Annotated in this window: 25 protein-coding genes; 18 read left to right on the top strand and 7 right to left on the bottom strand. The window is 68.6% G+C overall.

What is annotated here, in order from left to right; translation table 11 throughout:
* Positions 1 to 23 precede the first annotated feature (23 nt).
* Positions 24 to 776 carry a CbiX/SirB N-terminal domain-containing protein gene (locus ACYQ07_RS01700; RefSeq protein WP_459876489.1) on the bottom strand — a complete coding sequence of 251 codons (753 nt, stop codon included), beginning with the start codon at positions 774 to 776 and terminating at the stop codon, positions 24 to 26.
* Between the two features lie 238 nt (positions 777 to 1,014).
* On the opposite strand from ACYQ07_RS01700, the gene ACYQ07_RS01705 reads away from it, so the two are divergent.
* Complete coding sequence (locus ACYQ07_RS01705; RefSeq protein WP_487247233.1) at positions 1,015 to 1,896, top strand: DUF8173 domain-containing protein; 882 nt, start codon at positions 1,015 to 1,017, stop codon at positions 1,894 to 1,896.
* Between the two features lie 51 nt (positions 1,897 to 1,947).
* On the opposite strand, the gene ACYQ07_RS01710 is transcribed toward ACYQ07_RS01705, so the two are convergent.
* Positions 1,948 to 2,373, bottom strand: a complete 426-nt coding sequence (locus ACYQ07_RS01710) for a universal stress protein (RefSeq protein WP_459876495.1) — start codon at positions 2,371 to 2,373, stop codon at positions 1,948 to 1,950.
* 43 nt (positions 2,374 to 2,416) lie between these two features.
* Positions 2,417 to 2,902, bottom strand: coding sequence for a TIGR00725 family protein (locus tag ACYQ07_RS01715; protein ID WP_459876497.1), 486 nt, complete (start codon positions 2,900 to 2,902; stop codon positions 2,417 to 2,419).
* 162 nt (positions 2,903 to 3,064) lie between these two features.
* Here ACYQ07_RS01715 and ACYQ07_RS01720 point away from each other — a divergent pair, with 162 nt between their 5' ends.
* The gene (locus ACYQ07_RS01720; RefSeq protein WP_459876500.1) at positions 3,065 to 4,309 is read left to right on the top strand and encodes a PQQ-dependent sugar dehydrogenase; all 1,245 of its coding nucleotides are present in this window, start codon (positions 3,065 to 3,067) and stop codon (positions 4,307 to 4,309) included.
* Here ACYQ07_RS01720 and ACYQ07_RS01725 read toward each other — a convergent pair.
* Positions 4,306 to 5,469 carry a transcription initiation factor IIB gene (locus ACYQ07_RS01725; protein WP_459876502.1) on the bottom strand — a complete coding sequence of 388 codons (1,164 nt, stop codon included), beginning with the start codon at positions 5,467 to 5,469 and terminating at the stop codon, positions 4,306 to 4,308. The genes ACYQ07_RS01720 and ACYQ07_RS01725 overlap by 4 nt on opposite strands.
* A gap of 257 nt (positions 5,470 to 5,726) precedes the next feature.
* On the opposite strand from ACYQ07_RS01725, the gene ACYQ07_RS01730 reads away from it, so the two are divergent.
* The 4 genes from ACYQ07_RS01730 (at position 5,727) to ACYQ07_RS01745 (ending at position 11,082) form a co-directional block, all read left to right on the top strand.
* Complete coding sequence (locus ACYQ07_RS01730) at positions 5,727 to 6,386, top strand: HAD family hydrolase (protein WP_459876505.1); 660 nt, start codon at positions 5,727 to 5,729, stop codon at positions 6,384 to 6,386.
* An 830-nt stretch (positions 6,387 to 7,216) separates the two neighbouring features.
* On the top strand, positions 7,217 to 8,404 hold the full coding sequence (locus ACYQ07_RS01735) for an MFS transporter (protein ID WP_459876508.1): 1,188 nt from the start codon (positions 7,217 to 7,219) through the stop codon (positions 8,402 to 8,404).
* Positions 8,405 to 8,466: 62 nt separating this feature from the next.
* The gene (locus ACYQ07_RS01740) at positions 8,467 to 10,836 is read left to right on the top strand and encodes an ATP-dependent DNA helicase (RefSeq protein WP_459876511.1); all 2,370 of its coding nucleotides are present in this window, start codon (positions 8,467 to 8,469) and stop codon (positions 10,834 to 10,836) included.
* A 75-nt stretch (positions 10,837 to 10,911) separates the two neighbouring features.
* Positions 10,912 to 11,082 carry a hypothetical protein gene (locus ACYQ07_RS01745; protein ID WP_459876514.1) on the top strand — a complete coding sequence of 57 codons (171 nt, stop codon included), beginning with the start codon at positions 10,912 to 10,914 and terminating at the stop codon, positions 11,080 to 11,082.
* Between the two features lie 25 nt (positions 11,083 to 11,107).
* On the opposite strand, the gene ACYQ07_RS01750 is transcribed toward ACYQ07_RS01745, so the two are convergent.
* Positions 11,108 to 11,779: a 2,5-diamino-6-(ribosylamino)-4(3H)-pyrimidinone 5'-phosphate reductase gene (locus ACYQ07_RS01750; RefSeq protein WP_459876517.1), complete on the bottom strand. Its 672-nt coding sequence runs from the start codon at positions 11,777 to 11,779 to the stop codon at positions 11,108 to 11,110.
* A 180-nt stretch (positions 11,780 to 11,959) separates the two neighbouring features.
* Between ACYQ07_RS01750 and ACYQ07_RS01755 the strand changes: the two genes are divergently transcribed.
* Positions 11,960 to 12,988: a glycosyltransferase family 4 protein gene (locus ACYQ07_RS01755; protein ID WP_459880186.1), complete on the top strand. Its 1,029-nt coding sequence runs from the start codon at positions 11,960 to 11,962 to the stop codon at positions 12,986 to 12,988.
* A 160-nt stretch (positions 12,989 to 13,148) separates the two neighbouring features.
* Here ACYQ07_RS01755 and ACYQ07_RS01760 read toward each other — a convergent pair whose 3' ends face one another.
* Positions 13,149 to 13,454, bottom strand: coding sequence for a DUF7510 family protein (locus tag ACYQ07_RS01760; RefSeq protein WP_459876520.1), 306 nt, complete (start codon positions 13,452 to 13,454; stop codon positions 13,149 to 13,151).
* 125 nt (positions 13,455 to 13,579) lie between these two features.
* Here ACYQ07_RS01760 and ACYQ07_RS01765 point away from each other — a divergent pair, with 125 nt between their 5' ends.
* Genes ACYQ07_RS01765 through ACYQ07_RS01775 form a run of 3 tightly spaced genes read left to right on the top strand, consistent with a single transcriptional unit; the run spans position 13,580 to position 17,357 of the window.
* Entirely contained in the window at positions 13,580 to 14,899 is a 1,320-nt protein-coding gene (locus tag ACYQ07_RS01765) for a Single-stranded DNA binding protein (protein ID WP_459876523.1), read from the top strand.
* A complete protein-coding gene (locus ACYQ07_RS01770) occupies positions 14,896 to 16,587 on the top strand; it encodes a hypothetical protein (RefSeq protein ID WP_459876526.1) in 1,692 nt (563 codons plus the stop codon). Before ACYQ07_RS01765 ends, ACYQ07_RS01770 begins: the two co-directional genes overlap by 4 nt.
* Positions 16,587 to 17,357, top strand: a complete 771-nt coding sequence (locus tag ACYQ07_RS01775) for a metallophosphoesterase (protein ID WP_459876528.1) — start codon at positions 16,587 to 16,589, stop codon at positions 17,355 to 17,357. Before ACYQ07_RS01770 ends, ACYQ07_RS01775 begins: the two co-directional genes overlap by 1 nt.
* A gap of 27 nt (positions 17,358 to 17,384) precedes the next feature.
* Here ACYQ07_RS01775 and ACYQ07_RS01780 read toward each other — a convergent pair whose 3' ends face one another.
* Positions 17,385 to 18,134, bottom strand: a complete 750-nt coding sequence (locus ACYQ07_RS01780; RefSeq protein ID WP_459876531.1) for a sugar phosphate isomerase/epimerase family protein — start codon at positions 18,132 to 18,134, stop codon at positions 17,385 to 17,387.
* Positions 18,135 to 18,479: 345 nt separating this feature from the next.
* On the opposite strand from ACYQ07_RS01780, the gene ACYQ07_RS01785 reads away from it, so the two are divergent.
* The 8 genes from ACYQ07_RS01785 to ACYQ07_RS01820 all read left to right on the top strand — a co-directional run bounded on the left by ACYQ07_RS01785 (position 18,480) and on the right by ACYQ07_RS01820 (position 26,971).
* A complete protein-coding gene (locus ACYQ07_RS01785; protein ID WP_459880189.1) occupies positions 18,480 to 19,682 on the top strand; it encodes a LeuA family protein in 1,203 nt (400 codons plus the stop codon).
* A gap of 367 nt (positions 19,683 to 20,049) precedes the next feature.
* Positions 20,050 to 21,858: a biosynthetic-type acetolactate synthase large subunit gene (gene ilvB, locus ACYQ07_RS01790; RefSeq protein WP_459876534.1), complete on the top strand. Its 1,809-nt coding sequence runs from the start codon at positions 20,050 to 20,052 to the stop codon at positions 21,856 to 21,858.
* Complete coding sequence (gene ilvN, locus ACYQ07_RS01795; RefSeq protein WP_459876537.1) at positions 21,855 to 22,577, top strand: acetolactate synthase small subunit; 723 nt, start codon at positions 21,855 to 21,857, stop codon at positions 22,575 to 22,577. The genes ilvB and ilvN overlap by 4 nt, the downstream gene beginning before the upstream one ends.
* Before the next feature lie 5 nt (positions 22,578 to 22,582).
* Positions 22,583 to 23,644, top strand: a complete 1,062-nt coding sequence (gene ilvC, locus ACYQ07_RS01800) for a ketol-acid reductoisomerase (protein ID WP_459876540.1) — start codon at positions 22,583 to 22,585, stop codon at positions 23,642 to 23,644.
* Positions 23,644 to 23,826, top strand: coding sequence for a DUF7989 family protein (locus ACYQ07_RS01805; RefSeq protein ID WP_459876542.1), 183 nt, complete (start codon positions 23,644 to 23,646; stop codon positions 23,824 to 23,826). Before ilvC ends, ACYQ07_RS01805 begins: the two co-directional genes overlap by 1 nt.
* A complete protein-coding gene (gene leuC / locus ACYQ07_RS01810) occupies positions 23,823 to 25,244 on the top strand; it encodes a 3-isopropylmalate dehydratase large subunit (protein WP_459876545.1) in 1,422 nt (473 codons plus the stop codon). The genes ACYQ07_RS01805 and leuC overlap by 4 nt, the downstream gene beginning before the upstream one ends.
* The gene (leuD, locus tag ACYQ07_RS01815) at positions 25,241 to 25,954 is read left to right on the top strand and encodes a 3-isopropylmalate dehydratase small subunit (RefSeq protein ID WP_459876548.1); all 714 of its coding nucleotides are present in this window, start codon (positions 25,241 to 25,243) and stop codon (positions 25,952 to 25,954) included. The genes leuC and leuD overlap by 4 nt, the downstream gene beginning before the upstream one ends.
* A complete protein-coding gene (locus ACYQ07_RS01820; protein ID WP_459876551.1) occupies positions 25,955 to 26,971 on the top strand; it encodes an isocitrate/isopropylmalate dehydrogenase family protein in 1,017 nt (338 codons plus the stop codon).
* Positions 26,972 to 26,982 lie beyond the last annotated feature (11 nt).

Consider the following 26,982-nt stretch of genomic DNA (forward strand, 5'->3'; position numbering starts at 1 on the left):
GGCGGATGCGGATTGGGGGACTGTTACTCGGCGTTCCCGCGTCCGTCGGTCGCGACGGGGCGGGCGTTCGTCACCAGATCGGTGCCGGGGGTAGCGGCGCCCGACTCCGCGAGCACTCGTTCGCGCTCGACCTCGGCCGCGATCGCGTCGGTGATGGCGGTGGCGTCGCCGAGCGGGTCCGTGTACGTGAACCCGCCACGGTCCAGTTCGAGCTTCGCGGGGATATCCGTGGTCGTCGCCTCACAGTCGGACAGGAACAGCGGGACGACGACCGCGTGGTCGCCGTCGAGGGTGTACCGCGCACACTCGACGGCGGGACTCTGCAGGAGGAACGCCGTCCGCACCTCCTCGAACGCTCCCCGAAGGCGGTCGGCGTGGAACGCCGCGGCGTCGCGGGCGTGGTCGTCGCGACTGTTCCCGAGCGCGACGAGCAGGACCGCGCTCGCGTCATCGTCGACACGGGCGCGGATCGCCTCGGTGGTTGCCGGGCTCTCGCCAAGGGGGTCACAGTAGCGGACCTCACAGTCGAGCCGGCCGAGGGCGCGTGGCACGTCCTTCAGCGTCTCGTGAGCGTGCGCGAACCGCATCGGCACCGCGTACAGCCGGTCGGCGTCCGTCCCGGCGAGCTGCGCTCCGAGGTCCGGCGTGGGCTCGGCGCCGTAGGTCGCGACGGTGACGCGGTCGACGATCCCTCGCTCGCGGAGCGCGTCCGCGTGCCGCCGCGCGACTCCCGAAACGGACTCCCGCCCGACGAGAACCAGTGTCTCTCGTGTCATGAGTGAAATTTTGCTTGTCCTACTGAAATCGGACTTGTATAGTTGATGCGGAGCCGTGGATAAATAGCTTGCCCACCGGGTTCGATCGATCGGAAAACCCGCCGGCCAGGCCGTACCGAGCGAGCGGCTCATTTCGGCGGTCACGGTCGAAAAACGGGTCGTGAGGCCGTCTCGTACGCTGGCGATTTCGATGTGTGGGAGCGAAAAACCCTTACTAGCATGCCGAGAAGCGGGCGGCATGGAGCCCTCCACTCTCCTCAGTTTCACAGCCCGTGTCTCGTCTCTCGCACAGTTCGATGCTCCCGGCTCACCGATGCCGGACTCGTTCCTCACCGCGTACGTGCTTGAGGTGCTCGGCACCCTCCTCATCGCCGGGATTCTCGGCGCCATCGTGGTCGCCGTCGCTTCCGACTTCGTCGAGGAAGGGGCCGCGTACGTCCGCGGAGACCCCGTCATGGCGTTCGTCTACGGACTGATCGGCTACGTCGTGTCGATCGTGTTGATCTTCCTTTCGGTCATCACGATCGTCGGCATCCTGCTCGCGATCCCCGCCATCATTCTGCTGGCGATCATCGGGTTCGTGGGCAACGTCGTCGCGGTCGTCGCGCTCGGCGGCGTCCTGATCTCCGGACCCGGCGAGGCGGCGGACCGCTGGACGGCGTTTCTCGCCGGCCTCGTGATGTGGGCGCTCGTCGGCTCGATCCCGGCGGTCGGCGACCTGTTCACGTTCGTGGTCGGCGCCATGGGGTTCGGCTACGTGATCGCCTACGCGCTCGACTCGCGGTCGGAGACGGACCGGCGACTGGGAGACGTTCGCCGGCGCCGCGGGCGCTCCGGGCCGGAAACGGGGACGATGGGCGGGTCGGGAACGGGGACGCCGGGTGACTCGTCGTTCGGCGATTCGGGGCGCGGGGGGACCGAGGACGGCGAGAACGACAAGGACGGCGAGAACGACAAAGACGACGAGAACGACGAGGACCGCTTCCGGAATCTCGCCGCGCTCGACGCCGAGAAACGGGAGCAGCGTGAGCAGGAGCGGCGCGAACGGAAGCGCGGAGGACAGGGGGGTTCGGACGCCGGCGAGGACGCCGACGAGGACGAGGACGATCCGAAGCGGTAGCCGACGCCGTCCCCACGGAGACGCTGCTACTCGGCGCCCTACTCGATGCCGCTATTTGACGATCGTGACGGGCACCGGCGAGCGCCGCGCGACGGTCTCGGCGACGCTGCCGAGCAGGACGCGGCTGGCGCCGGTGCGGCCGTGGGTCCCGATGACGATCTCGTCGAACCCGCCCTCCTCGGCGTAGTCGACGATCGTGTTCGCCGGCGTTCCCGTCTCGAAGGCGGTGTCGAGCGTCGCGTCGTGCTCGTCGGCGAGCTCCTCGGCGGTCTCGAAGACGGGTTCGGCCTGGTCGCGCGCGGCCGCCTCGAGGTCGCTAATGGCCGCGCCCGGGACCCCCTCCAGCGAGGAGGCGTTCATGCCGAGGTCGGCGACGAACAGCGCCGTCACGTCGGCGTCGTACGTGTCGAGTGCGTAGGTGAGCGCGTCCTCGGCCTTCGACGAGCCATCCATCGGAACGAGTACGGAGTCCGGCATACGTGGCGATGTGGGTCGGACGGTGCAAAAAGCTACTTGCCGGTCATCGTTCGTCGACCGGTCGGTCGCCGTCGACGGCGCCCGCCACGTCGGCGGCGACCTCCACGTAGTCGACCGCGTCCGCCGGCGTTGCAACCACCTCGACGCCGTCCACGTCGTGGGTGTCGAGGCCGGCGACCGGGAGGCCGTACACGCAGCCGATGGCGATCTCCGAGAGGGTGCCGTAGCCGCCGTCGACGGCGACCATCGCGTCGCCGTTCATCGCGACGAGCGCGTTGCGGCCGTGGCCCATGCCGGTCGCGATGGTGGTGTCGACGTACTCGTTGGCGTCCGCCGGGTCGTCCGTCGGGAGGATGCCGACGGTGTGGCCGCCGGCCCCTTTGGCACCGCGGCAGACCGCGGTCATCACGCCGCCGAGTCCGCCACAGATGACGGTGTGGCCGCGCTCCGCGAGGCGCTCGCCGAGCGCCTCCGCGACGGCCGCCGTCTCCGCGTCCACGCGACTGCCGCCGACGACGCTGACTCGCATACCGGGTCTGTGTGCCTCGGTCACCTATACGTGCCGGCGTGGGGGCCGGCTGCCGGTCAGTGATGGAGCAACGCGGGGCAACGCGAGCCAACGCGGGGCAATGCGAGTCAAGACGGCGGAACGCCCATGGCCGACCGGCCCGAATAGCCGGTGTCTGCCACCATGGCTCACGACACGCGTCCCATCGACCGCCGTACCGCCCTCCGTGCCGGCGCCGCGCCGCTTGCAGCGCTCGCCGGCGTCTCCAGCATCGCCGGCTGTCTGGATGATTCCGGTCCGACACCCGGGGATGAGGACGATGCTCAGCCGTCGGACGACGGCGACGTGGTCGTCGAGGAAGTCGTCTCCGGGCTGTCGGCTCCGTGGGGAATCGCCTTCCTTCCGGAGAGCATGGAGGCGGTCGTCACCGAGCGGGACGGCGACCTGTTGCTCGTCGACGTTGCGGAGGGGGAGACCCGCGTGATTGCGAACGCGCCGACGGCGCTCTCCGCGGGACAGGGCGGGCTTCTCGATGTCGCGCTCCATCCGGAGTACGCGTCCGATCCGTGGGTGTACCTCACCTACGCGGTGGCGAACGAGGATGGCGAGTCGACGACCGCCGTCGGGCGGGGTCGGCTTGAGAGGGACGGTGGCGAGCCGGCGTTCGCCTCGTTCGAGCAGCTCCACGCCGCGGAGCCGTACGTGGACTCGACCGGGCACTACGGTTCCCGTGCGACGTTCGGGCCCGACGATGCGCTGTACGTGACGGTTGGCGACCGCCAGTTCAAGGACTTCGGCCCGGACCACGTCTCACAGGACACGGCGACCGAGCTCGGGACGACCCTCCGACTCAACCCCGACGGGACGGTCCCCGACGATAACCCGTTCGTCGACGACGAGGACGTGCTGGACACGATCTACAGCTACGGCCATCGCAACGCGCAGGGGATGACGGTCCACCCCGAAACCGAGGAGATCTGGCAGAGCGAACACGGCGAGGAGGACGGCGACGAGATCAACGTGATCGAGGCCGGCGGGAACTACGGATGGCCGGTGGCACACACCGGATGCGCGTACGGGACCGACGATCCGGTCGGTGACCATCCCGAGGACCGCGAGGATGTCGTCGATCCCGTCTACTACTGGGAGTGCGGCTCGGGTGGGTTTCCGCCAGCCGGAGCGACGTTCTACGACGGCGACGCCGTCCCCGACTGGGAGGGCGACCTGTTCGTGGGCAACCTCGCGGGGCAGTACCTCGGGCGGTTCGCGGTCGACGGCCACGAGGTGACGGAGCTGGACCCGCTGCTTGCGGACCGCGGCTGGCGGGTCAGGGACGTTACCGTCGGGCCGGACGACGCGCTGTACGTGCTCGTTGACAGTGCGAGCGCACCCGTCGTGCGGATCGGCCCCGAAGACGAGTCGAGTTAAGCGCTTGCGGCGCCGGCGTCGCCGTCGTCGCCGGTGGCCTCACCTGCGTGGTCGCCGGTCCGCTCGGTCGTGCTCTCGCCGCCGAAGCCGGGGAAGGTGGACTCCTGCGCTTCGAGCAGCTCCTGATAGCGGTTTCGGATGGTGACCTCGCTCATGTCGGAGACGGCGCTCACCTCGCTCTGGGTGAGGTCGATGTTGGTGAGCTTGCCGGCGGCGTAGATGGCGGCGGCCGCGAGGCCGACCGGCGACTTGCCGCTGTGGACATTCTGCCGTTTGGCCTCCGCGAGGAGGTCGCGGGCGACGCGCTCCGTCTCGTCGGGCACCTCGAGGTCGGAGGCGAACCGCGGGACGTAGCTCTCGGGGTCGGCCGGCTGGATCTCCAGTTTGAGCTCCTTGTTGATGTAGCGGTAGGCGCGTTTGAACTCCTCGGCGTCGACCCGGGAGACGCGCGCGACCTCGTCGATGGAGCGCGGGACGCCCTCCATGCGGGCGGCGGCGTGGAGCGCGGCGGTCGCGATCCCCTCGATGGAGCGGCCGGGGAGCATGTCGCGGTCGAGCGCCTGCCGGTAGATGACGGAGGCGGTCTCGCGGACGTTCTCCGGGAGGCCGAGGGCGCTCGACATGCGCTCGATCTCGCCGAGCGCCTGCTTCAGGTTGCGCTCCTTGGAGTCGCGGGTGCGGAACCGCTCGTTCCAGGTGCGGAGCCGCTCCATCTTCTGGCGCTGGCTGTTCGAGAGGGCGTTACCGTAGCCGTCCTTGTCCTGCCAGCCGATGTTCGTCGAGAGCCCCTTGTCGTGCATCATGTTGGTCGTGGGGGCGCCCACGCGGGACTTCTTGTCGCGCTCGGCGCTGTCGAACGCGCGCCACTCCGGCCCGCGGTCGATCTCGCCCTCGTCGACGACGAGTCCACAGTCGGCACAGACCGTCTCGGAGCCCTCGCTCCGGAGCGTGCCCGAACACTCCGGGCAGGCGAACTCCTCGTCGCCGTGGCGCTCGCCGTCGCGCTCGTCGGCGTCAGCGGTCGTTCGCTCGCCGGCGGTGCCGCGTTCGCCGTGGCGCTCGTCGGTGTCGGTGTGGTCGGTCGTGTCAGCGTGGTCAGTCGTGTCGGTGCGGTCGTTCGAGTCAGCGTGCTTGTGAGCACGGAATCGGGATGCAGTCATGATGGTGGGTGGAGGGCGACCGCGACGGCAAGAGAAAATTGGGCCGTCGCGCTCAAGTCTTCCTTCACTCATAGTTAGGGGACTGTAGTATATAAATGTTTGTGACATCGCGTCCCACGTTACGGTCTGCCGAAAGGACCTGATCGGGAGTGTAGGCGCTGGAACCCCCGGTTATCGGGCTATTCCGATCGAACGAGACGGACCTTCGAAAGATTCGCGGGTGAAAGCCTTTTAAATATGAGCCCCGAACGGAGGGTATGACGTACGATACCGTCGTATTCGACAACGACGGTGTCCTTGTCGGCCGCACGCGCTTCGACGTGCTCCGGGACGCGACCCGAGAGACGTTCGAATCGTTTGGCGTAACCGACCCGGACCCGGACCACGTAGAGCAGATGACGATCGGCGCAACCCCCGGCAGCGTGGGGACGGTCTGTCAGACGTACGACCTCGACCCCGGCACCTTCTGGCGCGAGCGCGACAGCACGGTGTCGAAGGCCCAGCAGGTGGAGGCCCGCGAGGGGCGCAAGACCCCCTACGACGACCTCCACGAGCTGGAGGATCTCGACGCCGAGATGGGGATCGTCTCCTCGAACCAGCAGGAGACGGTCGACTTCCTCGTCGAGCACTTCGACGGCTTCGAGCGGATCGGCGCGGCGTACGGTCGCGAGCCCACCATCCACTCGCTCCAGCTGCGCAAGCCGAACCCGCACTACATCGAGCAGGCCCTCTCGGATCTCGACGCCGACAACGCCCTGTTCGTCGGCGACAACGAGTCCGACGTGCGCGCGGCGGAGAACGCCGGCATCGACTCCGCGTTCATCCGCCGGCCCCACCGCACCGACTGGGACCTGAACGTCTGGCCCACCTGGGAGATCGACTCGCTGTCGGACCTCCACGACATCTGCACGCCGTAAGAGGCTGGTGGGGGCGGGGGTTGAGGTGGTGAAGGCGCCGGCGAAACTCCTGGCGTTTCGTTATAAGCAACCTGTCAGGTGAGTGTCATTGCTCGCTCCGAGACGGGTCCAACGTCGCCGCCGTCCCCTTTTAGACGGGTGTTCCGGTGAGCGCGCCGGCGAGCGCCTTAACGGACGCTCGCCGGGCGCGCCATCTGCGTTGGTGTCGCTGCGGCGGACGCCATAGAACAGTTCTCCGCTCACAGTGCAGGTACACGCCGAGATGGAACACTCCCAGCGGGCCTACAAGAGAGCTGATCCGACCAACTGACTACGCTAGCGCGCCAAGAAGGGCACTTTGCCGGCAGAGGGACCAGCACCGGAGGATTTATAATCATTAAAGATGTACGATCACTTGAGTGTGATATGTATGAGCACACCAAGGAACTCGCAGGCGGAACGGTCGTCCCGCACTCCTCGTGCTAACTCGGGGACCAGTACGCTGTGGGAGTGCCTAGAGTGTCTGGCGGGCGGCGTCGCCTCTGTGCTCGTACTCCTCGTTTGGTTTCCAACGTGGTTCGATCTGACGCAGTCGCTTGGCCTGTTATCAACGACGATGTTGGCATCCCTGTTTCTCCTCGCATGGGGCGTTCTCTGGACCGCGTTCGGAAGCTCTCGCAGATACTTGAGCGAAATCTAATTCCCCGTCTGGGGGATGGCATCGCGGAGTTCACCTGAGACTCACAGAGCATGCGTACTCTGCGGTGACTTTCTCGTCGCCGTGGGCATCGACCGCTTCGAGTGACGGGCGCTTCGCAACGCTTGAGGTTCCGGCGGGGTTCCGTCTCGTCGTGACACGTCGCGTTTTCGCCGGTCTCTGCGGGCTGGTGTTCCTCGTCAATCTCGGCCGCGTGGGGTTCGCGCCGCTGGTGCCGACCATCGGCACGGAGTTCGGTGCCAGCCCCGCGGTCGTCGGCACGGTGACGACCCTCGTGTGGGTCGGCTCCGCGCTTCCGCGCATCCCGGTCGGCTACCTGCTCACGCGAGTGCCGCGCCACTACGTCGTGCTCGGCTCGGGGATCGCGCTCGCCGCGGCGGCCGCGTTCACGGGCTCGGCGGAGACCGTGCGGCACCTGCAGCTCGGCGCGCTGTGTATCGGACTCGCCTCGGGCGCCTACTTCGTCGCCGCGCTCCCGCTCATCGCCGAGCTGTTCCCGAGTGCTCGCGGGCGGGTCATCGGCATCCACGGCGCCGCGAGCCAGCTGGCCGCGGTGGTCGCGCCCGGCGTCGTCGTCGCGGTGCTGCTCGTCGCGGGCTGGGGCGCCGTCTTCCACCTGCTCGCGGTTGCCGCGCTCGCGGTTACCGCGGCGCTGCTCCTGCTGATCCGCCGCGACCCGCTGCCCGCGGGTGCGGGCGCCGACCGGAACTTCCGTTCCGCACTCGCTCACTGGCCCGTCATCCTCGTGGGCGTCGTCGTCGTGGCAACGCCCGGCTTCGTCTGGCAGGGCGTGTTCAACTTCTACGTCACCTACCTCGTCGGCACAAAGGGGCTCTCCGAGGGGATGGCGAACGCGCTGCTGACAGGCGTGTTTGCCGCCGGGCTCCCGGCCTTCTGGTTCGGCGGCCGACTGGCCGACCGGCTCCCGCACGTCCCGTACCTCCTCGCGATCATGGGCGGGTTCGCGCTCGCACTCGCCGCGCTCGTCCTCGCGGAGGGCACCGTCGCGCTCGTCGCCGTCACCCTCCTGCTGGGCGTCGTGGTCCACGCGCTGTTTCCCGCCATCGACACGTTCATGCTGGAGTCGCTTCCCGTGGACAACCGCGCGAGCGCCTACGCCGTCTTCAGCGGCATCGCGATGGGGCTCGAAGCGACCGGAAGCGGCGCGGTCGGGTTCGCCGCGGAGACCGTGGGCTTCGACGTCGCCTTCCTCGCGGGCGCGGTCGGTGTCGTCCTCGTCGCCGCCGCGCTCGGCGCGGTCCACGCAGCCGGGCGGTTGCCCGGCGGCAAGTCGAAGTCGGCATCCACGACCGACGCCTAACGCGCCCCGCCCCTGCCCTCCCTCTGAAGGGTTTAAACCCGATGGCGCACAACTCCGCCACAGTGACCGATTCGCCGCCGTGGGCCGACTTCTTCGGCCATCCGGAACCGTACCCCGAGCAGGCCGACGGCATCGACGCCGCGATCGACGCCGCCGACGACGGCGGCTTCCTCGCGCTGGAGGGCGCCTGCGGGACGGGCAAGACGATGCTCGCGCTGACGGCCGGGCTCGACCGCGTGCGCGACCCCGGCTCCCCGTTCGAGCGCGTGTTCGTGCTCACCAGCGTCAAACAGCAGCTCCGCCAGTTCGAGACCGACCTCGAGACCGTCAACGAGAACCTCCCCGAGGGATACGATCCCGTCTCCGGGCTCACCCTCGTCGGCAAGGCCGACGTGTGCCCGTACGCCCGCGAGAACCGCGCCGGAATCGACCGCGAGAACGTGTACGAGCGGTGTGAAGGGCTCCGCGAGCGCACCCGCAACCTCGTCGGTGATGGCGGGGCGACGACCACCGGGAACCTCGTGAGCGAGGCCCGGAGCCAGCAGGTGGGGCTGATGGACTCCGGTGGCTCCCGCTCCGGCGGCGATCCGGGCGGCACAGACGCGGCCGACGCCGGCGCCGACTTCCTCTCGGTCGACGGCGAGCCGACCCCGTACGCACCCGACACGGAGGAGTACGACGGCACGGAGTACTGCCCCTTTTACGCCGGCTACCTCGACGACCTCCCGGAGGACGGCGAGCCCGCCGAGGCCGTCCCCTTCGACGTGACCGAACTCGGGCACGTCGACGCCACGGAGCTCGTGAAACTCGCCGCCGGCCACGGCTCCTGTCCCCACTCCGTGATGGGCGCGCTCGTTCCCGAGGTGGAGGTCGTCATCGGCAACTACTACCACGCGTTCGACCCCGTCACGACCGGCTCCTTTACGGGCGCACTGCTCGACGAGTCCACGTTCGTCGTCTGTGACGAGGCGCACATGCTCGAACCGCGCGTCCGCGACCTCGTCAGCGACGCCGTCGCGGACGCCAGCCTGCGCGACGCCGAAAACGAGCTCACGCGCGTCGTCCAACCCCTGCAGTTCGAGGAGGGCGGCGCCACGAGCGAGGACGCGGAGCTCGTCCGCGGTGAGCTCGAGGACAGCGACGTGACCGTCCAGGAGATCGACGCCGTCCGCGAGTTCTACCGCGACCTTCGTGAGGAGCTGGGTCGGCGCGTCGTCGAGCACCTCGACCGCGAGCGCCCCGACTGGCGCGCGTCGATGCAGTCGCTCGACGACGACGAGATCCCGCTTCGTGACCCCGAGACGCCGGCGACCGACGAGATCACGAAGTGGGCCAAACAGGAGGGGTACGACGACCGAGTGTGGGCGCGCGCCCCGCAGGTCGGCGCGGTCGTCAAGCGCGTGCTCGACACGCTCGCCGACGAGGACAAGAAGCGTGCGGCGCCCGGCGTCGGGAGAACCCTCAACGCCTGGTACCGCGAAGGACATACCGACTTCTTCCGGGCGATCGACCTCCAGCGCACGTTCGACGAGACGGCGCCGCCGGACTCCTGGCGGCGGGCGTACACCGGGAGCCTCGCGCTGTACAACTGCCTCCCGAGCGAGCCGATCGGCGAGCGCCTCGGGGAGTTCGGCGGCGGCGTCCTGATGAGCGCGACGCTGGAGCCGATGGACGTGTTCCGGGAGGTAACCGGACTCGACCACCTCGAGAAACAGGGCCGGCCGGTCGTCGAGCGGACCTACGGGCTCACGTTCCCCGAGGAGAACCGTGCGAGCTACGCGGTCGACGCGCCGAAGTTTACGCACGATAACCGTGGTGCGCCCGGCGAGACGAACGACACACGCACCGCGCACCTCGACGCGACCGCGGAGGTCGCCGGCCGCGAGGGGAACGTCCTCGTTGGAATGCCGAACTACGGCGAGGCGGAGTGGATGGCCGGGGCGCTCGACGAGCGACTCGACAAGCCCGTGCTGCTCGACGAGTCCTCCGGCGACCGCGCCACCGAGTCGCTGAAAGACGACTTCTTCGCCGGCGAGGGGAAGGTGCTCGTCACCAGCCTCCGGGGGACGCTCACGGAGGGCGTCGACTACCGTGGGGACCGGCTTGCTGCCGCCGTCGTGTGTGGAGTCCCGATCATCAACACCGCCCGTCCCCGGACCCGCGCCGTGATCACGGCCTACGACCGGCGGTTCGACTCCGGCTTCGAGACCGCCCTGACGGTTCCTGCGGTCCGCAAGGCCAGACAGGCGGTCGGCCGCGTCATCCGGGGGCCCGAAGAGCGCGGCGTCCGCGTGCTCCTCGACGCGCGCTACGCCAGAGAGTCGTGGAACGGCGTCCGCGGGTACCTCCCGGAACACGAGCGCGAGGAGTTCCAGCCGGTAACCCCGGACATGCTCGGGTTCGCACTCGACCGGTTCGCTCGAAAGGAGTGATCGCTGTCGGTCAGGGAGTGGTTACCGCATATCAAGCGGTGCATAACCAAGAGGGAAGATCGCCAACAGTTGTCTATGAGCCAACTGGACTCTTCCCGTTACTCGACGCTCGATAAACGCTTCCACGTCGTCTGCCGCGACTGCCCGACCGAGAAAATTCTCCACGACGCGATTGAGGCGGCGTCGTTCGTCGACGAGCACGTCGAAAGCGAGGACCACACGGTCATCTACGAGCGGATAGAGTAGTCCGCAAGAAGACTTCGCCTTTCCGCTACTCGCGATCGCCAACCTCGTACGACAGAACGATGCCGTCATCGAGCCGTTCGGTTTTCGTCAGTTCCAGCCGCGGGAACGCGTCCACGAATCCCTCGCCGTCGGCAAGCGTCGGCGCCTCCCGGCCGCCGACGACCAACGACCCCACGTACACCTGAAGCTCGTCGACGAGTTCTGCCTCGAAAAGCGAGAAGATGAGCTCGCCGCCACCCTCCACCATCAGTCGGTCGACGCCGCGCTCCCCGAGCTCGGTGAGTCCCGCGGCGAGGTCAACGCGCTCCTCGCCGGCGACGACCACCTCGGCGCCGGCGGCGGTGAGCTCCTCACGCCGGGATGGCGGGGTATCCTCGGACACCAGCAGATAGGTGGTTGCCTCGTTGTCGAGGATGCGGGCGTCCGTGGGGGTTCGTCCCCTGGAGTCGGCGACGACGCGCGCGGGATGACCGGAACGGCCGTTCCGCAGTCGTTGGACGCGACGGTCCTCCTCGTCGAGCGTGAGGTGGGGGTCGTCAGCGAGAACGGTGCCGACGCCGACCATCACGGCGTCGGCGGCCGCACGGATCCGGTCGACCCGGTCAAAGTCCTCGTCCCCGGAGATGCGAAGCTGTTCTCGCCGACGGGTCGAGAGCTTCCCGTCGACGCTCTGTGCGGCGTTGACGACCACGTGCATACTCGCGGGTGGACCGGCGACGGGATGGTCGTTTCGGTGGGGTGGTGTCGCCACTCCCCGACTCGCGCCCGCCGAGCGCGGTCGTCGCGCACGCCGATCGTGCGCGCTCGAACGACTGTGTCAGTGAGCACACCTAAGTGGCGAGTGATGTAACTGAATGGCATGCCGCCGAGCGTACTCATGCTGGGATGGGGATATCCGCCGAACATCACTGGCGGATTGGACGTACACGTTGGAGAGCTCTTTTCGGGACTCCGCGACGAGTACGGCGTCGACGCGAAGCTCGTGCTCCCCGCGGAGCTCGCCCCCGAGGACGAGCCCGGCGTCGAGGGTGTCGAGACCGGCGAGGGCGACATCGCGACGCGCGTGAGCCGACTCTCCGACCGGTTCGTCGAGCTCGCACCCGACTACGACATCCTCCACACCCACGACTGGTTCGGCTACGGGCCGGGCCGGAGCGCGTCGCGGGCCTCCGACGCGACGTGGGTCTCCTCGTTCCACTCGCTGGCGAGCGACCGCAACATCGACCCGCCGAAACGGGAGGTCGAGACGGAGCGGCGGCTGGCGAACGCCGCCGACTGCAACATCGCCGTCAGTGAGATCGTCCGAGAGGACATTCAGGAGCTGTACGGCGCGGACTCCCGCGTGGTGTACAACGGCTTCTCGATGCCCGAGTTTACCGGACGGGACGTGAAAGCCGACCTCGACATCGACGGCGAGATGCTGTTTTTCGTCGGGAGACACACCGACCAAAAGGGGATTTCACACCTGTTGTATGCGATGCGAAAGCTCCGTCGCGAGAACGTGACACTCGTCGTCGGCGGATCGGGCCATCAGACCGAACAGCTCAAGCGGTTCGTCGAGCTGACCGGCATCGAGGACCGCGTGGAGTTCGTCGGCTACGTGCCGGAGGCGGAGCTCGGCGACTACTACGCGTCCGCGGACGCGTTCGTCTCGCCGTCGCTCGCCGAGCCGTTCGGGATCACGATCACCGAGGCGTTAGAGGCGGGTACGCACGTGGTTGCGACCCGCAGCGGTGTCATCGAGATTCTCCCGGACGGCTGCGTGGTCGAGGTCGTCCCTGACTCGGAGTCGATCGTCGGCGGGCTTGAGCAAGTGCTCGACCGCGACTCGCCGCCGGAGTACGAGCGACGCGACTGGTCGAAGGTTGCCGAGGACACGCTCGCGGTGTACGAGGACGTGGCGTAGCTGCGGGGCTATTGGGTGGAGAGGAGGGGTAGAATGGGGCGAACAGGCGGTACTCGCTATCGGGTTCCGAACCCGTGTACCGCGCTCCCGCCGTGTTGGGTCCGGGGGCGTCTCTCGCGCACGGCACGGGTTGCTTCGGCTTCCCTTTTAAACGGTTGGCTCAGTCGTCCCGGTAGAGGTCGATCTCCGTCGCCGGCTCGTCGTGGCGGATCCGGAAGCCGCCGGCGGTCGTGACGACGCCGCGGGTGCTATCGGGCGCCTCGCGGTACGGGCTTTCCTCGGAGTCGCCGCGGGCGTACGAGCCCTGGTACGGCGACGGCTCCGGCTCCTCGTCGAACCCCTCGGGCGGCAGGTAGATCCGCTCGCCGCTCTCGGATCGCACGACGACCGCGAGATCGCGCGTCCCGGTTACGTCGATAACGGTCCGGTTGTCCGCGATCCGGGTGTCGATGTCCACGTCAGTCATGGCGTGGACTGTGTGCGCCGGGGGCTTTACTGTGGCGCCGACGGCGGTGTCTGCAAAGCGGGTTCCGTGGCTGCAGCGGACGCACGGGTGAACCCTTTTGTGCGGTGACGCCGAATCCGCAACCGATGGACGTTAACAGCCACGCTGAGGAACTCGCCTCCGACCTCGGTGTTGACAAAGAGGAGGTCACAGCCGACCTGCAGAACCTACTGGAGTACAGCGTTCCGATCGACGAGGCCAAACAGAGCGTTCGCCGGAAACACGGCGGCGGTGGCGGCGGCTCATCGCCAACCCCCGATTCCGTCGACCTCGACGAGATCACCACGGACCACGGCAACGTGACGGTGACCGTGAAGGTGCTTACCGCCGGTACACGGACGATCCGCTATCAGGGAGATGACCTGACGATCCGCGAGGGGGAGCTGGCCGACGAAACGGGTACCATCTCCTACACGGCCTGGCAGGATTTCGGGTTCGAGCCCGGCGACACCCTCACGATCGGTAATGCCGGCGTCCGCGAGTGGGACGGCGAACCGGAGCTCAACCTCAACGACTCCACCACGGTTGCCATGGCCGACGAGGGGCTCGACGTCGACGCGACCGTCGGCGGCGACCGCGACCTCGTCGACATCCGACCGGGCGATCGCGGGCGCAACGTCGAGGTGCGCGTGCTGGAGGTCGACGAGAAGACGATCTCCGGACGCGACGGCGAAACCGAGATTCTGGAGGGCGTGCTCGGCGACGAGACCGCCAAGCTCCCCTTCACGGACTGGAATCCGCGTGCGGAGGTCGAGGAGGGCGCCGACCTGCGGATCGAGGACGTGTACGTCCGCGAGTTCCGCGGCGTCCCCTCGATCAACCTCACGGAGTTCACACAGGTGACGCCGCTGCCGGACGCCGTCGAGGTCGCCGACGAGGCGCCCCGGCTCTCGGTCGCCGAAGCCGTCGCCTCCGGCGGGATGTTCGACGTGGAGGTCGTCGGCAACGTGCTGGAAGTGCGCGACGGGTCCGGCCTTATCGAACGCTGTCCCGAATGTAGCCGCGTCGTGCAGGGCGGACAGTGCCGAAGCCACGGCGAAGTGGAGGGTGAAGACGACCTGCGAGTGAAGGCCATCCTCGACGACGGGACGGACACCGTCACGGTCGTCCTCGACGACGAGCTCACCGCGGAGGTGTACGGCGGCGGCTTGGAGAAGGCGCTGTCGGCGGCCAAAGACGCCATGGACAAGGAGGTCGTCGCCGACGAGATCGCCGACACGCTCGTCGGAAACGCCTACCGCGTGCGGGGGAACCTCTCGGTCGACGACTACGGGGCGAACCTCGACGCCGACGAGTTCGAGCTCGCGGACGAGGATCCCGCCGAGTCCGCCCGTGAGGTGCTCGCGACGCTGGAGGGAGACGGGACAACCGGTGAAGCCGCCGACGCCACGGAGGTGGCCGAATGAGCGACGACGGCCCCGGCGCTCGGGAGGTTGCCCACCGGGTGTTCGCCGCGGAGTTCGACGACGCCTCGCTCTCGTACTCCGAGAGCGACGAGGAGCGTGCGCCCAACTACGTCGTGATGCCGACCGGCGCCCGGGTGAACCGGCTGTTCGTCGCCGGCGTGCTCACCGAAGTCGAGCGGATCAACGACGATACTCGCCGCGGGCGCGTCGTCGACCCCACGGGTCCGTTCGTCACCTACGCGGGCCAGTACCAGCCGGACGAGCAGGCGTTCCTCGAGCGCGCTGACCCGCCCGCGTTCGTCGCGCTCACCGGGAAAGCGCGGACGTTCGAGCCCGACGACTCCGACCGCGTGTTCACCTCCGTGCGCCCGGAGAGCATCAACGAGGTCGACGCCGACACGCGCGACCGGTGGGCCGTCTCGGCCGCGGAGAACACGCTCGACCGGCTCGCCGTGTTCCGGAAGGCGCAGGAGTCGGACCTGCGCGGCGACGACCTGCGAACCGCGCTGGAGGCCGGCGGTGCGCCCGCCTCCCTCGCTGCCGGAATCCCGCTCGCGCTCGACCACTACCGCACCTCGCCCGCGTACGTCGAGGCGGTTCGGCAGATGGCGGTCGATGCGCTGGAGCTCGTCGCCGGCGAGCGCGACGAGGTCCGGACGCCGGAGGTCGCGCCCGACGAGGGCGGCCACGTCTCGGTCGGCCCGCTTCCGGAGACGGACGTGACCGTCGCGGCCGATGCCGTGGCACCTCCGAGCGAGGTGGAGGAGAAGACGACGGAGCCCGCAGCCGAACCGGAGACGACGGCGGAAGAAGCGGGCGCAGAGACGGAATCCGCCGAATCCGAGCCTGCAAAATCGGCGGCTGAAGAGCCGGAGACCGACGAGACGGAGGCCGACGAGCCGGAAACCGGCGGAGAGACCGAACCTGAACCGGAGCCTGAATCAGAATCTGAACCGGAGCCTGAATCAGAATCTGAACCGGAGCCTGAATCAGAATCTGAACCGGAGCCCGAACCCGCCTCGACGACGACCGAAGATGAAGGACTCGGCGACTTCGACGCGGAGGATGGTGCCAGCGAGGCCGCCGGCCTCGGCGACTTCGACGACGGTGCTGGAAGTGACGCGGACGACTCGGCGGAAACGGCCGAGGATGAGGCGCCGGCCGACGTGTCCACCGCGGCTGACACCGAGGCGGCCGCGACGGACGAGATGTACGAGATGGACGACGAGGAGCGCGAGCAGATCGAGTCGGAGTTCGGGACGGACTTCTCGACCGGCTCCGAGGTCGAGGAGCCGGGCGAGGCCGACATCGACGTTCCCGACGCCGACGACCTCGCGGAGCGTGAGAAGTCGGAGCCGGGGAGCGCTGGTGAACCAGCGGACGACGAGGCGGAGCCGGACGACGTCGAAGCCGAGGCGGCTGCCGCGGCCGACGCCGAAGACGCGGCGGACGCCGCGGAGTCCGCGGAGGATGCCGCGGACGGCGTCGACCTCGACGACCTCGACGCGCTGGTCGTGGAGACGATGGAGTCGCTCGACGAGGGCGACGGCGCCGACCGCGAAACGGTCGTCGACGCGGTCGTCTCGGAGTACGGCGTCGACGCGAGCGACGTCGAGGACGCGATCCAGGACGCGCTGATGAGCGGGAAGTGTTACGAACCCGGCGAGGGGACGCTCAAGGCGATCTGATGGCGCGCGTCGAGCCCGTCCCCGGGGCGCCGGCGGCGGTCGCCGACCTCGGTGAGGAGCGCGCACTCTGCGTGGCCGACATCCATGCCGGGATCGAGGTCGGACTCCGATACGAGCGCGGGGTCGAACTCGACAGCGCCGCCGACGAGCGTCGCGATCGACTGTTGGGGGTGCTCGCGGAGACCGACGCCGATCGACTGGTCGTGCTCGGTGATCTTGCTCACCGGATCGCGGCGCCCGAAGGCGACGAGCGCGCGGAGCTGGAGCGGCTGATCGACGCCGTCACCGACCGGGTTCCGCTCACGCTGGTCGAGGGGAATCACGACGCGGGCGTCGCCGACGCGTTCGCCGACGACCTGGACGTGGTCGGCACCGGTGGTGCGCGGCTCGGCGACGGCGCCGTCGGCGTCGTCCACGGGCACACCTGGCCGGAGCCGGACGTGTTCGCGGCCGAAACGGTGTGTATGGGCCACGAGCACCCGCAGGTCCGGTTGGAGGATTCGGTCGGCGGATCGCGGACGGAGCGTGCGTGGCTGCGCGGCCCGTTGGACCGGGATCGGGTGGCCGACGGGCTCGGCGTCGAGCCGGCGGCCCTGCCGTGGAACGACCCCGAGCTCGTCGTCTTCCCGGCGTTCAACGATCGGTCGGGCGGGACGTGGGTGAACGTCGCCGGGCAGTCGTTTCTCGCACCGTTCCTCCCCGAGGGCCTCGCGGCGGGCGAGGCGTACCTCCTCGACGGCACGCGACTCGGGGACTTCCGGCGGATCTGACTTCGGCGGAGCGACCGGGAAGCGCGTTTATCGCTCGCCGCCGAGGTGGTCGGCGACCCGGTCCGCGGAGTCGCGGAGGAGGCCGGCGTCCTCCGTGAACACCTCGAGCGCGGCGGTACCGTCGAAGCCGGCGAGCTCCTGGCTCACGAGGTCGTAGTCCACCTCGCCGGCGCCGACCGGGATGTGGGTGTCGCCGCGGCGGCGCACGTCGTGGAGGTGGAGGTGTGAGACGCGGTCGGCGTGGCTCCGGAGGAACCGCTTGATCGCGTCGTTGCCCCCCTCCATGTAGGCGTGGCCCACGTCGAAACAGACCGGCGTGTCCGTCTCTCGGGCGATGTCGCCCAGCACGGAGAGCTGGAGCCCCTTGTGCTGGTGGCCGACGTTCTCGACGACGACCTCAACGCCCACATCGCGTCCGGCGTCGGCGACTCGCCGGAGCTGTTCGGCGGCGGTGTCTCTGAACTCCACGTCGTCACGATCGGCGGAGGTGGCGTGGAGGACGGCCTTTTTGGCGCCGAGGCCGGCCACCTCCTCAAGCAGTCGGCACTGGTACGTGACGATCGCGTCGTTGATCTCCGGCGCGTAGCTCGTCAGCAGCTGGTCGTACGGGAGGTGGACGAGCAGGTCGCGGTCGCCGAGCGCGGCGTCCAGCCGGTCGGAGTCGATCGACGACGGCGGCAGGCTTCCCGCGCCGATTCCGAGTTCCACGAACGCGAACTCCGACGGGGACCGCTCGACGGCACCGACTTCCGCACCGACAGTGAGTCCGATCTCCATGTCGAACGCTGCGGTCGCCGTGGGCTTATAAGTGGAGGGCGGCGACCGCCGGCGCGCCGGCGACGGCGTCGGCGCGGGGTCCCGCGGTCGGCGGCGCGCGCGAGTCGCGCGACTCCGGTGAAAGAACGTCCAGCCGGCATATGAATGGCGTTCCGAAACAAAATCAGGGGGACCCGACCAAACCACATATTAAGCATATAAGGAATACTCAACGCGTCGATGTCTGTCGATTCTGCGTGTTTCCCACGTAGCGGTGTGGGCGTCGATCTGGCATCTTCTGCCGGTCGGCGGAAGGTTTAAGTTCATATCCCCATTGGTGTGAGTCGATGACAGACATCACGGAGGATTCGTCGGACACCCCGGCGGGTCGAGTTCTTCCAGGGCACGATAGCTTCTAACATCGATATCGGTCCTGTCCGGATCTTCGACACGACGTTACGAGACGGCGAACAGTCACCACGGACGTCGTTCAGCTACGACGAGAAGCGCCGCATAGCGGCGCGACTGGACGACATGGGCACCCACGTCATCGAGGCCGGGTTCCCGGTGAACTCCGACGCGGAGTTCGAGGCCGTGAGCGATATCGCCGCCGCGACGGACACGACCGTCTGCGGACTCGCCCGCGTCGTCGAGGGCGACATCGAGGCAGCCATCGATGCGGGCGTGGAGATGGTCCACGTGTTCGTCTCCACCAGCGACGTGCAGCTGGAGGACTCGATGCACGCGACCCGCGCCGAGGCGAAGGAGCGTGCGGTCGACGCCGTCGAGCAGGTAAAAGACGCCGGCGTCGAGTGCATGTTCTCGCCGATGGACGCAACCCGGACGGATCCGGAGTACCTGATCGACATCGTCGAGGCCGTCAGCGACGCCGGCACCGACTGGATCAACATTCCCGACACCTGTGGCGTCGGGATGCCGACCAGCTTCGGACAGACGGTGAAGGCGGTCGTGGAGGCGACCGACGCGCGCGTCGACGTCCACACCCACGACGACTTCGGCATGGCCGCCGCCAACGCGGTCATGGGCTTCGAGAACGGCGCCCACCAGGCGCAGGTCTCGGTGAACGGCATCGGCGAGCGCGCCGGCAACGCCGCCTACGAGGAGGTCGTGATGGCGGTGGAGTCGGTGTACGGCGTCGACACCGGCATCGACACCACCCAGATCACGGAGCTGGCCCGGATCGTCGAGGACGCCTCGGACATCCCGGTGCCGGCGAACAAACCGGTGACGGGCCGGAACGCGTTCGCCCACGAGTCGGGCATCCACGCGGCCGGCGTCATCGAGAACGCCGAGACGTTCGAGCCCGGCGTGATGACCCCGGAGATGGTCGGCGCCGAGCGCGAGTTCGTGTTGGGCAAACACACCGGCACCCACGCGGTACGCAAACACCTCGTGGAAGCCGGGTACGACCCGACCGAGAGCCAGGTACGGGAGGTGACCCGTCGCGTCAAGGAGTACGGCTCCGGCAAGCGGCAGGTGACCGCCGGCGACGTCGAGCGCTTCGCCCGCGAAGCCGACGTTCGCCGTGAAGGGGAGGTCACGACGTAATGGCCCACCCCGTGGCCGCTTCCGACAGCCAGCGACGGCGTTCGCAACCGAAACGGTCCGGATCTCACGGATCGTCGGCGACCACCCGGGTCGCGTCGACGGATCGTTGCAATGGTTGCGGCCCTCGACAGGGATTTATAGGTCGAACCCGATCGGTCGAACGAGATGCGACGGCACACCGCACGCCGCGATCCGCACGCCGCGTCGGGAGCCGTCGCCACGATCATTGTAGGGGTATAATCCCCTACACTATCCCTTCCTCTCCGACCCGACGTATCGACGAACGCCAGCAAAGCGGCCGTGTTGCCGCCGAGCGCTCGGCGTTCAGACCGAGACGACCTCGACCAACACCGATCCCACACATCACATGAGCGACACCGCGACACAGCAACGAGACGACGAGCAAGACGCCGCCGAGGGCCGATCCCACGACGGCGGTGACGGCCCATCCGACGGCGGATCGTCCCGCCCCGGCGGCGTCACCACCGGTTCGGAGTCGGTCGTCGCCGCGCTGGAGGCCGCCGGCGCGGAGACCGCCTTCGGCGTGCAGGGCGGGGCGATCATGCCCGTCTACGACGCACTGTACGACTCCTCGATCCGGCACGTGACGATGGCCCACGAGCAGGGTGCCGCCCACGCGGCCGACGCCTATGGCGTCGTCGCCGGCGAGCCCGGGCTCTGTCTGGCCACGTCCGGCCCCGGCGCGACCAACCTCGTCACCGGCATCGCCGACGCCGACATGGACAGCGACGCGATGTTGGCGTTAACCGGACAGGTGCCCACGGAGTTCGTGGGCAACGACGCCTTCCAGGAGACGGACACGGTTGGCGTCACCCGTCCGGTCACGAAACACAACTACTTCGCGAGCGACGCCGACACCGTGGGTGACATGGTGGGCGAGGCGTTCGCGCTCGCTGGCGTCGGACGCCCCGGCCCCACGCTCGTGGACCTGCCGAAGGACGTGACGCTCGACGACACTGAGGAGACGCCCGGTCCCGCGGAACCGCCCGCCGGCACCGATCCGTCGCCGAGCGCCGACGCCGAGGCGGTCGAGGAGGCGGCACGTGCCATCGAGGAGGCCGAGCGTCCCCTCTGTCTGTTCGGCGGCGGCGTAATCAAAGCCGAGGCGAGTGCGGAGGCGCGGACCTTCGCACGCACCTACGGGATTCCCGTGGTGACGACGATGCCCGGCATCGGGTCGTTCCCCGAGGACGACGACCTCTGTCTCTCGTGGGCGGGGATGCACGGCACCGGCTACGCCAACATGGCGATCACCCACACCGACTGCCTCATCGCGGTCGGCACCCGGTTCGACGACCGGCTGACCGGCGGCATCGACACGTTCGCGCCGGAGGCGGAGGTCGTTCACGTCGACATCGACCCCGCGGAGATCTCCAAGAACGTCTACGCGGATTATCCGCTGATCGGTGACGCGGGCACCGTGCTGGACCAGCTGACGGCGGCCGTCACCGAGGCGCCCGACGCGGCGGAGTGGCGCGAGCAGTGTGACGAGTGGACGGAGACGTACCCGCTCACGTACGCGACGCCCGAGGACGAGCCGCTGAAGCCGCAGTTCGTCGTCGAGGCGTTCGACGAGGCGACCGCCGACGACACCGTCGTGACGACGGGCGTCGGCCAACACCAGATGTGGGCCGCCCAGTTCTGGACGTACCGGGAGCCCCGCACGTGGGTCTCCTCGCACGGCCTGGGGACGATGGGGTACGGTCTCCCCGCCGCGGTCGGCGCCCGGATGGCGCTGGACGCCCGCGGCGACGAGGAGACGGACGTGGTGTGCTTCGACGGCGACGGCTCCTTCTTGATGACGCTCCAGGAGCTGTCGGTCGCCGTCCGCGAGAACCTCGACATCACCGTCGCCGTGCTCAACAACGAGTACATCGGCATGGTTCGGCAGTGGCAGGACGCCTTCTTCGAGGGGCGACACATGGCGTCGGAGTACAACTGGATGCCCGAGTTCGACAAGCTCGCGGAGGCGTTCGGCGCGGCCGGCTTCCGCGTCGACGCCTACGACGAGGTGGCGCCCGCCGTCGAGGAGGCGCTCGCCTACGAGGGACCGGCGGTGATCGACTTCCACGTCGACCCGCAGGAGAACGTGCTGCCGATGGTGCCGAGCGGTGGCGCCAACGGCCGATTCGCCACCGCGGAGGACCAGCTATGAGCGGCGAGACGCCCAACGACCGGTTCCGTGACCCCGTCGGCGAGCGCCCCGCAGGCCGCCAGCGGACGGACGGCTCCGGCGCGGAGACGGCACCCGGCCCGGCACCCGAGGAGCGCCCCCATCCCGAGGGACGGCGCAACCTGGAGGGCAACCGCATCGACCCCGTCGTGGAGGCGGAACACGAGCCGCGTCGCGCGGTTCTCTCCGCGCTCGTCGAGAACGAGCCGGGGGTGTTGGCGCGCGTTTCGGGACTCGTCTCCCGACGGCAGTTCAACATCGAGAGCCTCACGGTCGGGCCGACGACCGTCGAGAGCCACTCGCGGATCACGATGGTCGTCGAGGAGACGGACCCCGGCATCGACCAGATCGAAAAGCAGATGGCGAAGCTGAAGCCGGTCATCTCGGTCGGCGAGGTGTCCGGTAACGCGGTCACCCGCGAGCTCGTCCTGCTCAAGGTGCACGGCGAGGAGCCGGACAAAGTGCACGCAGTCACCGAGATGTACGGCGGACAGACGCTCGACGCCGGCCCCAGGACGATCACCGTCCAGCTCACCGGCGACGAGTCGACGATCGACGACGCGCTCGACGCCTTCGACCAGTTCGGCATCATCGAGATCGCTCGGACCGGACAGACCGCGCTGGCGCGCGGCGACACCCCCACTGCACCCGGAGAGAAACCCGGCACCGCCGGCGAACCGACCACCCCCGAATCCAACTGATCACAATGACAGACGACGACACTCAGACGTTCGAATCGACCGTATACTACGACGACGACGCCGACCCGAGCTACCTCGCGAACGAAACCGTGGCCGTACTGGGCTACGGCTCACAGGGCCACGCGCACGCACAGAACCTCAACGACTCCGGCGTGGACGTGGTCGTCGGGCTCCGAGAGGACTCCTCCTCGTGGGACGCCGCCGAGAGTGACGGGCTCCGCGTGGCGACGCCCGGCGAGGCGGTCGCGCAGGCCGACGTGGTGAGCGTGCTCGTGCCCGACACCGTCCAGCCCGACGTGTACGAGAACGCCATCGAGCCCAACCTGGAGGCCGGCGACACGCTCCAGTTCGCACACGGCTTCAACATCCACTACAACCAGATCCGACCGCCAGAGGACGTGGACGTGACGATGGTTGCCCCCAAGTCGCCGGGCCACCTCGTCCGCCGCAATTACGAGAACGACGAGGGGACACCCGGGCTGCTCGCCGTCTACCAGGACACGACTGGCAACGCGACCGAGCGCGGACTGGCGTACGCCGCCGCGATCGGCTGTGCGCGCGCCGGCGTCGTGGAGACCTCGTTCCGCGAGGAGACCGAGACCGACCTGTTCGGTGAGCAGGCCGTCCTCTGTGGCGGCGTCACCTCGCTGGTGAAGCAGGGGTACGAGACGCTGGTCGACGCCGGGTACTCGCCGGAGATGGCGTACTTCGAGTGTCTGAACGAGCTGAAGCTCATCGTCGACCTGATGTACGAGGACGGGCTCGGCGGCATGTGGGACTCCGTCTCGGACACGGCGGAGTACGGCGGGCTCACGCAGGGCGACGTGGTCGTCGACGAGCACGCCCGCGAGAACATGGAGGAAGTGCTGGAGAAAGTCCAGGACGGAACCTTCGCCCGCGAGTGGATCGTCGAGAACCAGGCCGGCCGCCCCAACTACGAACAGCTCCGCGATGCCGAGAAGAACCACGAGATCGAGGAAGTCGGCGAGGAGCTCCGCGGACTGTTCTCCTGGCAGGAGGACGACGAGACGGAGGACGACGAGGAGACGGCCGAGGTGAAGGCCTGATGCGACCGGCGGAGGACGACCGAACCGACGACGACGGGTCCACGATGGGCGACGTGGACCACACGCCTCCGAACGAGGACGTGAACGACGTGTGGGCGCGCGGCGTCGACTCCCCCGGCGACGGGGAGTCCGGGGGCACCGACGACGAGCCGGCGTCCGCCGAGAGAGGTGACGACGTATGAGCCAGGGCACCCTCTACGACAAGGTGTGGGACCGACACAAGGTGACGGAGCTGCCGACCGGACAGGACCAGCTGTTCGTCGGCCTCCATCTCGTCCACGAGGTGACGAGCCCGCAGGCGTTCGGGATGCTGGAGGAGCGCGACCAGCCGGTGGCGTTCCCGAAGCGGACGCACGCGACCGTCGACCACATCATCCCGACGGACGACCGCGACCGCCCCTACGCGGACGAGGCGGCCGAGAACATGATGGCGGAGCTGGAGGAGAACGTCCGCGATGCAGGCATCGAATTTTCGGATCCCGACTCCGGCGACCAGGGGATCGTCCACGTCATCGGCCCGGAGCAGGGGCTCACCCAGCCCGGGATGACGATCGTCTGTGGAGACTCTCACACCTCGACGCACGGCGCGTTCGGCGCGCTGGCGTTCGGGATCGGGACCTCACAGATCCGCGACGTGCTCGCGACCGGCTGCGTCGCGATGGAGAAACAGAAGGTGCGCAAGATCGAGGTCACCGGCGAGCTCGGCGAGGGTGTCACCGCGAAGGACGTCATCCTCACCATCATCCGGAAGCTCGGCACCGACGGCGGCGTCGGCCACGTGTACGAGTACGCCGGCGAGGCGATCGAGAGCCTCGGGATGGAGGGGCGGATGTCGATCTGCAACATGTCGATCGAGGGCGGCGCCCGCGCGGGCTACGTCAACCCCGACGAGACCACCTACGAGTGGCTGCGGGAGACGGACGCTTTCGAGGACGACCCCGAGAAGTTCGAGCGACTGAAGCCGTACTGGGAGTTGATCGCGTCGGACGACGACGCCGAGTACGACGACGTGGTCACCATCGACGGGTCGGCGATCGAGCCGACCGTCACGTGGGGGACGACGCCCGGCCAGGGGATCGGCATCACGGAGCCGATTCCGGAGCCGGAGTCGCTTCCGGCTGACAAGCAGGACACCGCCCGACGTGCACAGAAGCACATGCGCGTCGAGCCTGGCGAGACGATGGAGGGATACGACATTGACGTGGCGTTCCTCGGCTCCTGTACGAACGCCCGGCTGAAGGACCTGCGTGAGGCCGCCGAGGTCGTGAAGGGCCGCGAGGTTGCGGACGACGTGCGCGCGATGGTCGTTCCCGGCAGCCAGCGCGTCCAGCGCGCGGCGATCGAGGAGGGCCTCGACGAGGTGTTCCGCGAAGCCGGCTTCGACTGGCGCGAGCCAGGCTGTTCGATGTGTCTCGGCATGAACGACGACCAGCTGGTGGGTGACGAGGCGAGCGCCTCCTCCTCCAACCGGAACTTCGTCGGCCGACAGGGCTCGAAGGACGGTCGAACCGTGCTGATGAGCCCGATCATGGTCGCGGCGGCGGCGGTGACCGGCGAGGTCACTGACGTTCGCGAACTGACGGAGGTGACCGTCGCATGACCGACGTGGACCACTCGCAGTTCGCCGGCGGCGAAGCCCCCGCAGAGAAGGTGACGGACGTGTCGGGAACCGGGATTCCGATCCGGGGCAACGACATCGACACTGACCAGATCATCCCGGCCCGCTTTATGAAGGTCGTCACCTTCGACGGGCTTGGCCAGTTCGCCTTCTTCGACCAGCGGTTCGACGACGAGGACAACGAGAAGGAGCACCCGTTCAACGAGGAGCAGTATCAGGGCGCGAATCTGCTGGTCGTCAACGCCAACTTCGGCTGCGGCTCCTCGCGTGAACACGCCCCGCAGGCGCTGATGCGCTGGGGGATCGACGCCGTCGTCGGCGAGTCGTTCGCGGAGATCTTCGCGGGGAACTGCCTCGCGCTGGGTATCCCGACCGTCACGGCCGACGAGGACGAGATCGTCGCGCTTCAGGACTTCGTCGAGGAGAATCCGGACGCCGACATCGACATCGACGTCGAGAACGAGACGATCACCTACGGCGAGACGACGATCGACGCCGACGTGAGCGAGGCCCAGCGGAAGGCGCTCGTGGAGGGCGTCTGGGACACCACGGCGCTGATGAACGCGAACCAGGGGGCCGTCAAGGCGACTGCGCGGTCGCTCCCGTACGTCCCCGACGACCACATCCCCGCAGCGAGCGATGGCAGCGACAACGGCGACGCCGGCGACGCGACCGGGGCGGGTGACGACTGAATGGCGGACGAAATCGTCGTCATCGAGGGTGACGGCATCGGACAGGAGGTCGTCCCGGCCGCGGTCGACGTGCTCGACGCGGTCGCGGCCGAAAGCGACGCCGTCGACGGCTTCGACTACGTCGAGGCGGACGCGGGCGACGCGGTCGAGGAAGCGACCGGCACCGCGCTCCCCGAGGAGACGTACGCGGCGGTCGCCGGCGCCGACGCCACCCTGTTCGGCGCGGCAGGCGAGACGGCGGCCGACGTGATCCTCCCATTGCGGGAGGCCGTCGGCTCGTTCGTCAACATCCGTCCGGCAAAGGCGTACCCCGGCGTCGACGCCGTCCGCCCGGAGACGGACGTGGTTTTCCTCCGAGAGAACACCGAGGGCGTCTACTCCGGTCACGAGGACCGGCTGAGCGAGGACCTCTCGACTCTGACGCGCGTGGTCACCTCCTCCGCCTCCCGCGAGCTCGCGGAGTTCGCCTGCGACTTCGTCGAGGACGGGCGCGGCCCCTCCGGCGATCCCGACGAGGGGTTCACCGTCGCCCACAAGGCAAACGTGATGCGCGAGACGGACGGGCGCTTCCGGAAGGAGGTGCTCGACGTGGCTGCCGAGCGCGGCGTCGACGCCGACGAGGAGCTGATCGACGCGTTCGCCACGAAGCTCCCGCTCGACCCGAGCCAGTACAGCGTCGTGGTCTGTGGGAACCTCGCGGGCGATCTCCTCTCGGACCTCGCAGCCGGGCTCGTCGGCGGGCTCGGCCTGCTCCCGTCCGCGAACGTCGGCCACGACAACGCGCTGTTCGAGCCGGTGCACGGCACTGCACCCGACATCGCCGGCGAGGGCGTCGCCAACCCGACGGCGGCGATCCTGTCCGCGGCGATGCTGCTGGAGTATCTCGGCTACGTCGAGGAGGGCCAGCAGGTTCGCGACGCCGTCGAGGGCGTGCTCTCCGACGGGCCGCGGACTGGGGATCTTGGTGGGAGCGCGACGACCGAGGAAGTTACGGACGCGGTTGTGGAACGACTCTAAGCACTCACAGC

It is taken from the genome of Halorubrum gandharaense (assembly GCF_054654575.1).

Coding starts and splice junctions, on each gene's coding strand:
- ACYQ07_RS01730 (WP_459876505.1), top strand. CDS start 5,727: ATGACGTACGATACCGTCGTATTCGACAACGACGGTGTCCTTGTCGGC.
- leuD (WP_459876548.1), top strand. CDS start 25,241: ATGACCGACGTGGACCACTCGCAGTTCGCCGGCGGCGAAGCCCCCGCA.
- ACYQ07_RS01715 (WP_459876497.1), bottom strand. CDS start 2,902: ATGCGAGTCAGCGTCGTCGGCGGCAGTCGCGTGGACGCGGAGACGGCG.
- ACYQ07_RS01710 (WP_459876495.1), bottom strand. CDS start 2,373: ATGCCGGACTCCGTACTCGTTCCGATGGATGGCTCGTCGAAGGCCGAG.
- ACYQ07_RS01720 (WP_459876500.1), top strand. CDS start 3,065: ATGGCTCACGACACGCGTCCCATCGACCGCCGTACCGCCCTCCGTGCC.
- ACYQ07_RS01745 (WP_459876514.1), top strand. CDS start 10,912: ATGAGCCAACTGGACTCTTCCCGTTACTCGACGCTCGATAAACGCTTC.
- leuC (WP_459876545.1), top strand. CDS start 23,823: ATGAGCCAGGGCACCCTCTACGACAAGGTGTGGGACCGACACAAGGTG.
- ACYQ07_RS01750 (WP_459876517.1), bottom strand. CDS start 11,779: ATGCACGTGGTCGTCAACGCCGCACAGAGCGTCGACGGGAAGCTCTCG.
- ilvN (WP_459876537.1), top strand. CDS start 21,855: ATGAGCGGCGAGACGCCCAACGACCGGTTCCGTGACCCCGTCGGCGAG.
- ACYQ07_RS01725 (WP_459876502.1), bottom strand. CDS start 5,469: ATGACTGCATCCCGATTCCGTGCTCACAAGCACGCTGACTCGAACGAC.
- ACYQ07_RS01770 (WP_459876526.1), top strand. CDS start 14,896: ATGAGCGACGACGGCCCCGGCGCTCGGGAGGTTGCCCACCGGGTGTTC.
- ACYQ07_RS01755 (WP_459880186.1), top strand. CDS start 11,960: ATGCTGGGATGGGGATATCCGCCGAACATCACTGGCGGATTGGACGTA.
- ACYQ07_RS01760 (WP_459876520.1), bottom strand. CDS start 13,454: ATGACTGACGTGGACATCGACACCCGGATCGCGGACAACCGGACCGTT.
- ACYQ07_RS01700 (WP_459876489.1), bottom strand. CDS start 776: ATGACACGAGAGACACTGGTTCTCGTCGGGCGGGAGTCCGTTTCGGGA.
- ACYQ07_RS01705 (WP_487247233.1), top strand. CDS start 1,015: ATGGAGCCCTCCACTCTCCTCAGTTTCACAGCCCGTGTCTCGTCTCTC.
- ACYQ07_RS01780 (WP_459876531.1), bottom strand. CDS start 18,134: ATGGAGATCGGACTCACTGTCGGTGCGGAAGTCGGTGCCGTCGAGCGG.
- ACYQ07_RS01820 (WP_459876551.1), top strand. CDS start 25,955: ATGGCGGACGAAATCGTCGTCATCGAGGGTGACGGCATCGGACAGGAG.
- ACYQ07_RS01765 (WP_459876523.1), top strand. CDS start 13,580: ATGGACGTTAACAGCCACGCTGAGGAACTCGCCTCCGACCTCGGTGTT.
- ACYQ07_RS01775 (WP_459876528.1), top strand. CDS start 16,587: ATGGCGCGCGTCGAGCCCGTCCCCGGGGCGCCGGCGGCGGTCGCCGAC.
- ilvB (WP_459876534.1), top strand. CDS start 20,050: ATGAGCGACACCGCGACACAGCAACGAGACGACGAGCAAGACGCCGCC.
- ACYQ07_RS01805 (WP_459876542.1), top strand. CDS start 23,644: ATGCGACCGGCGGAGGACGACCGAACCGACGACGACGGGTCCACGATG.
- ilvC (WP_459876540.1), top strand. CDS start 22,583: ATGACAGACGACGACACTCAGACGTTCGAATCGACCGTATACTACGAC.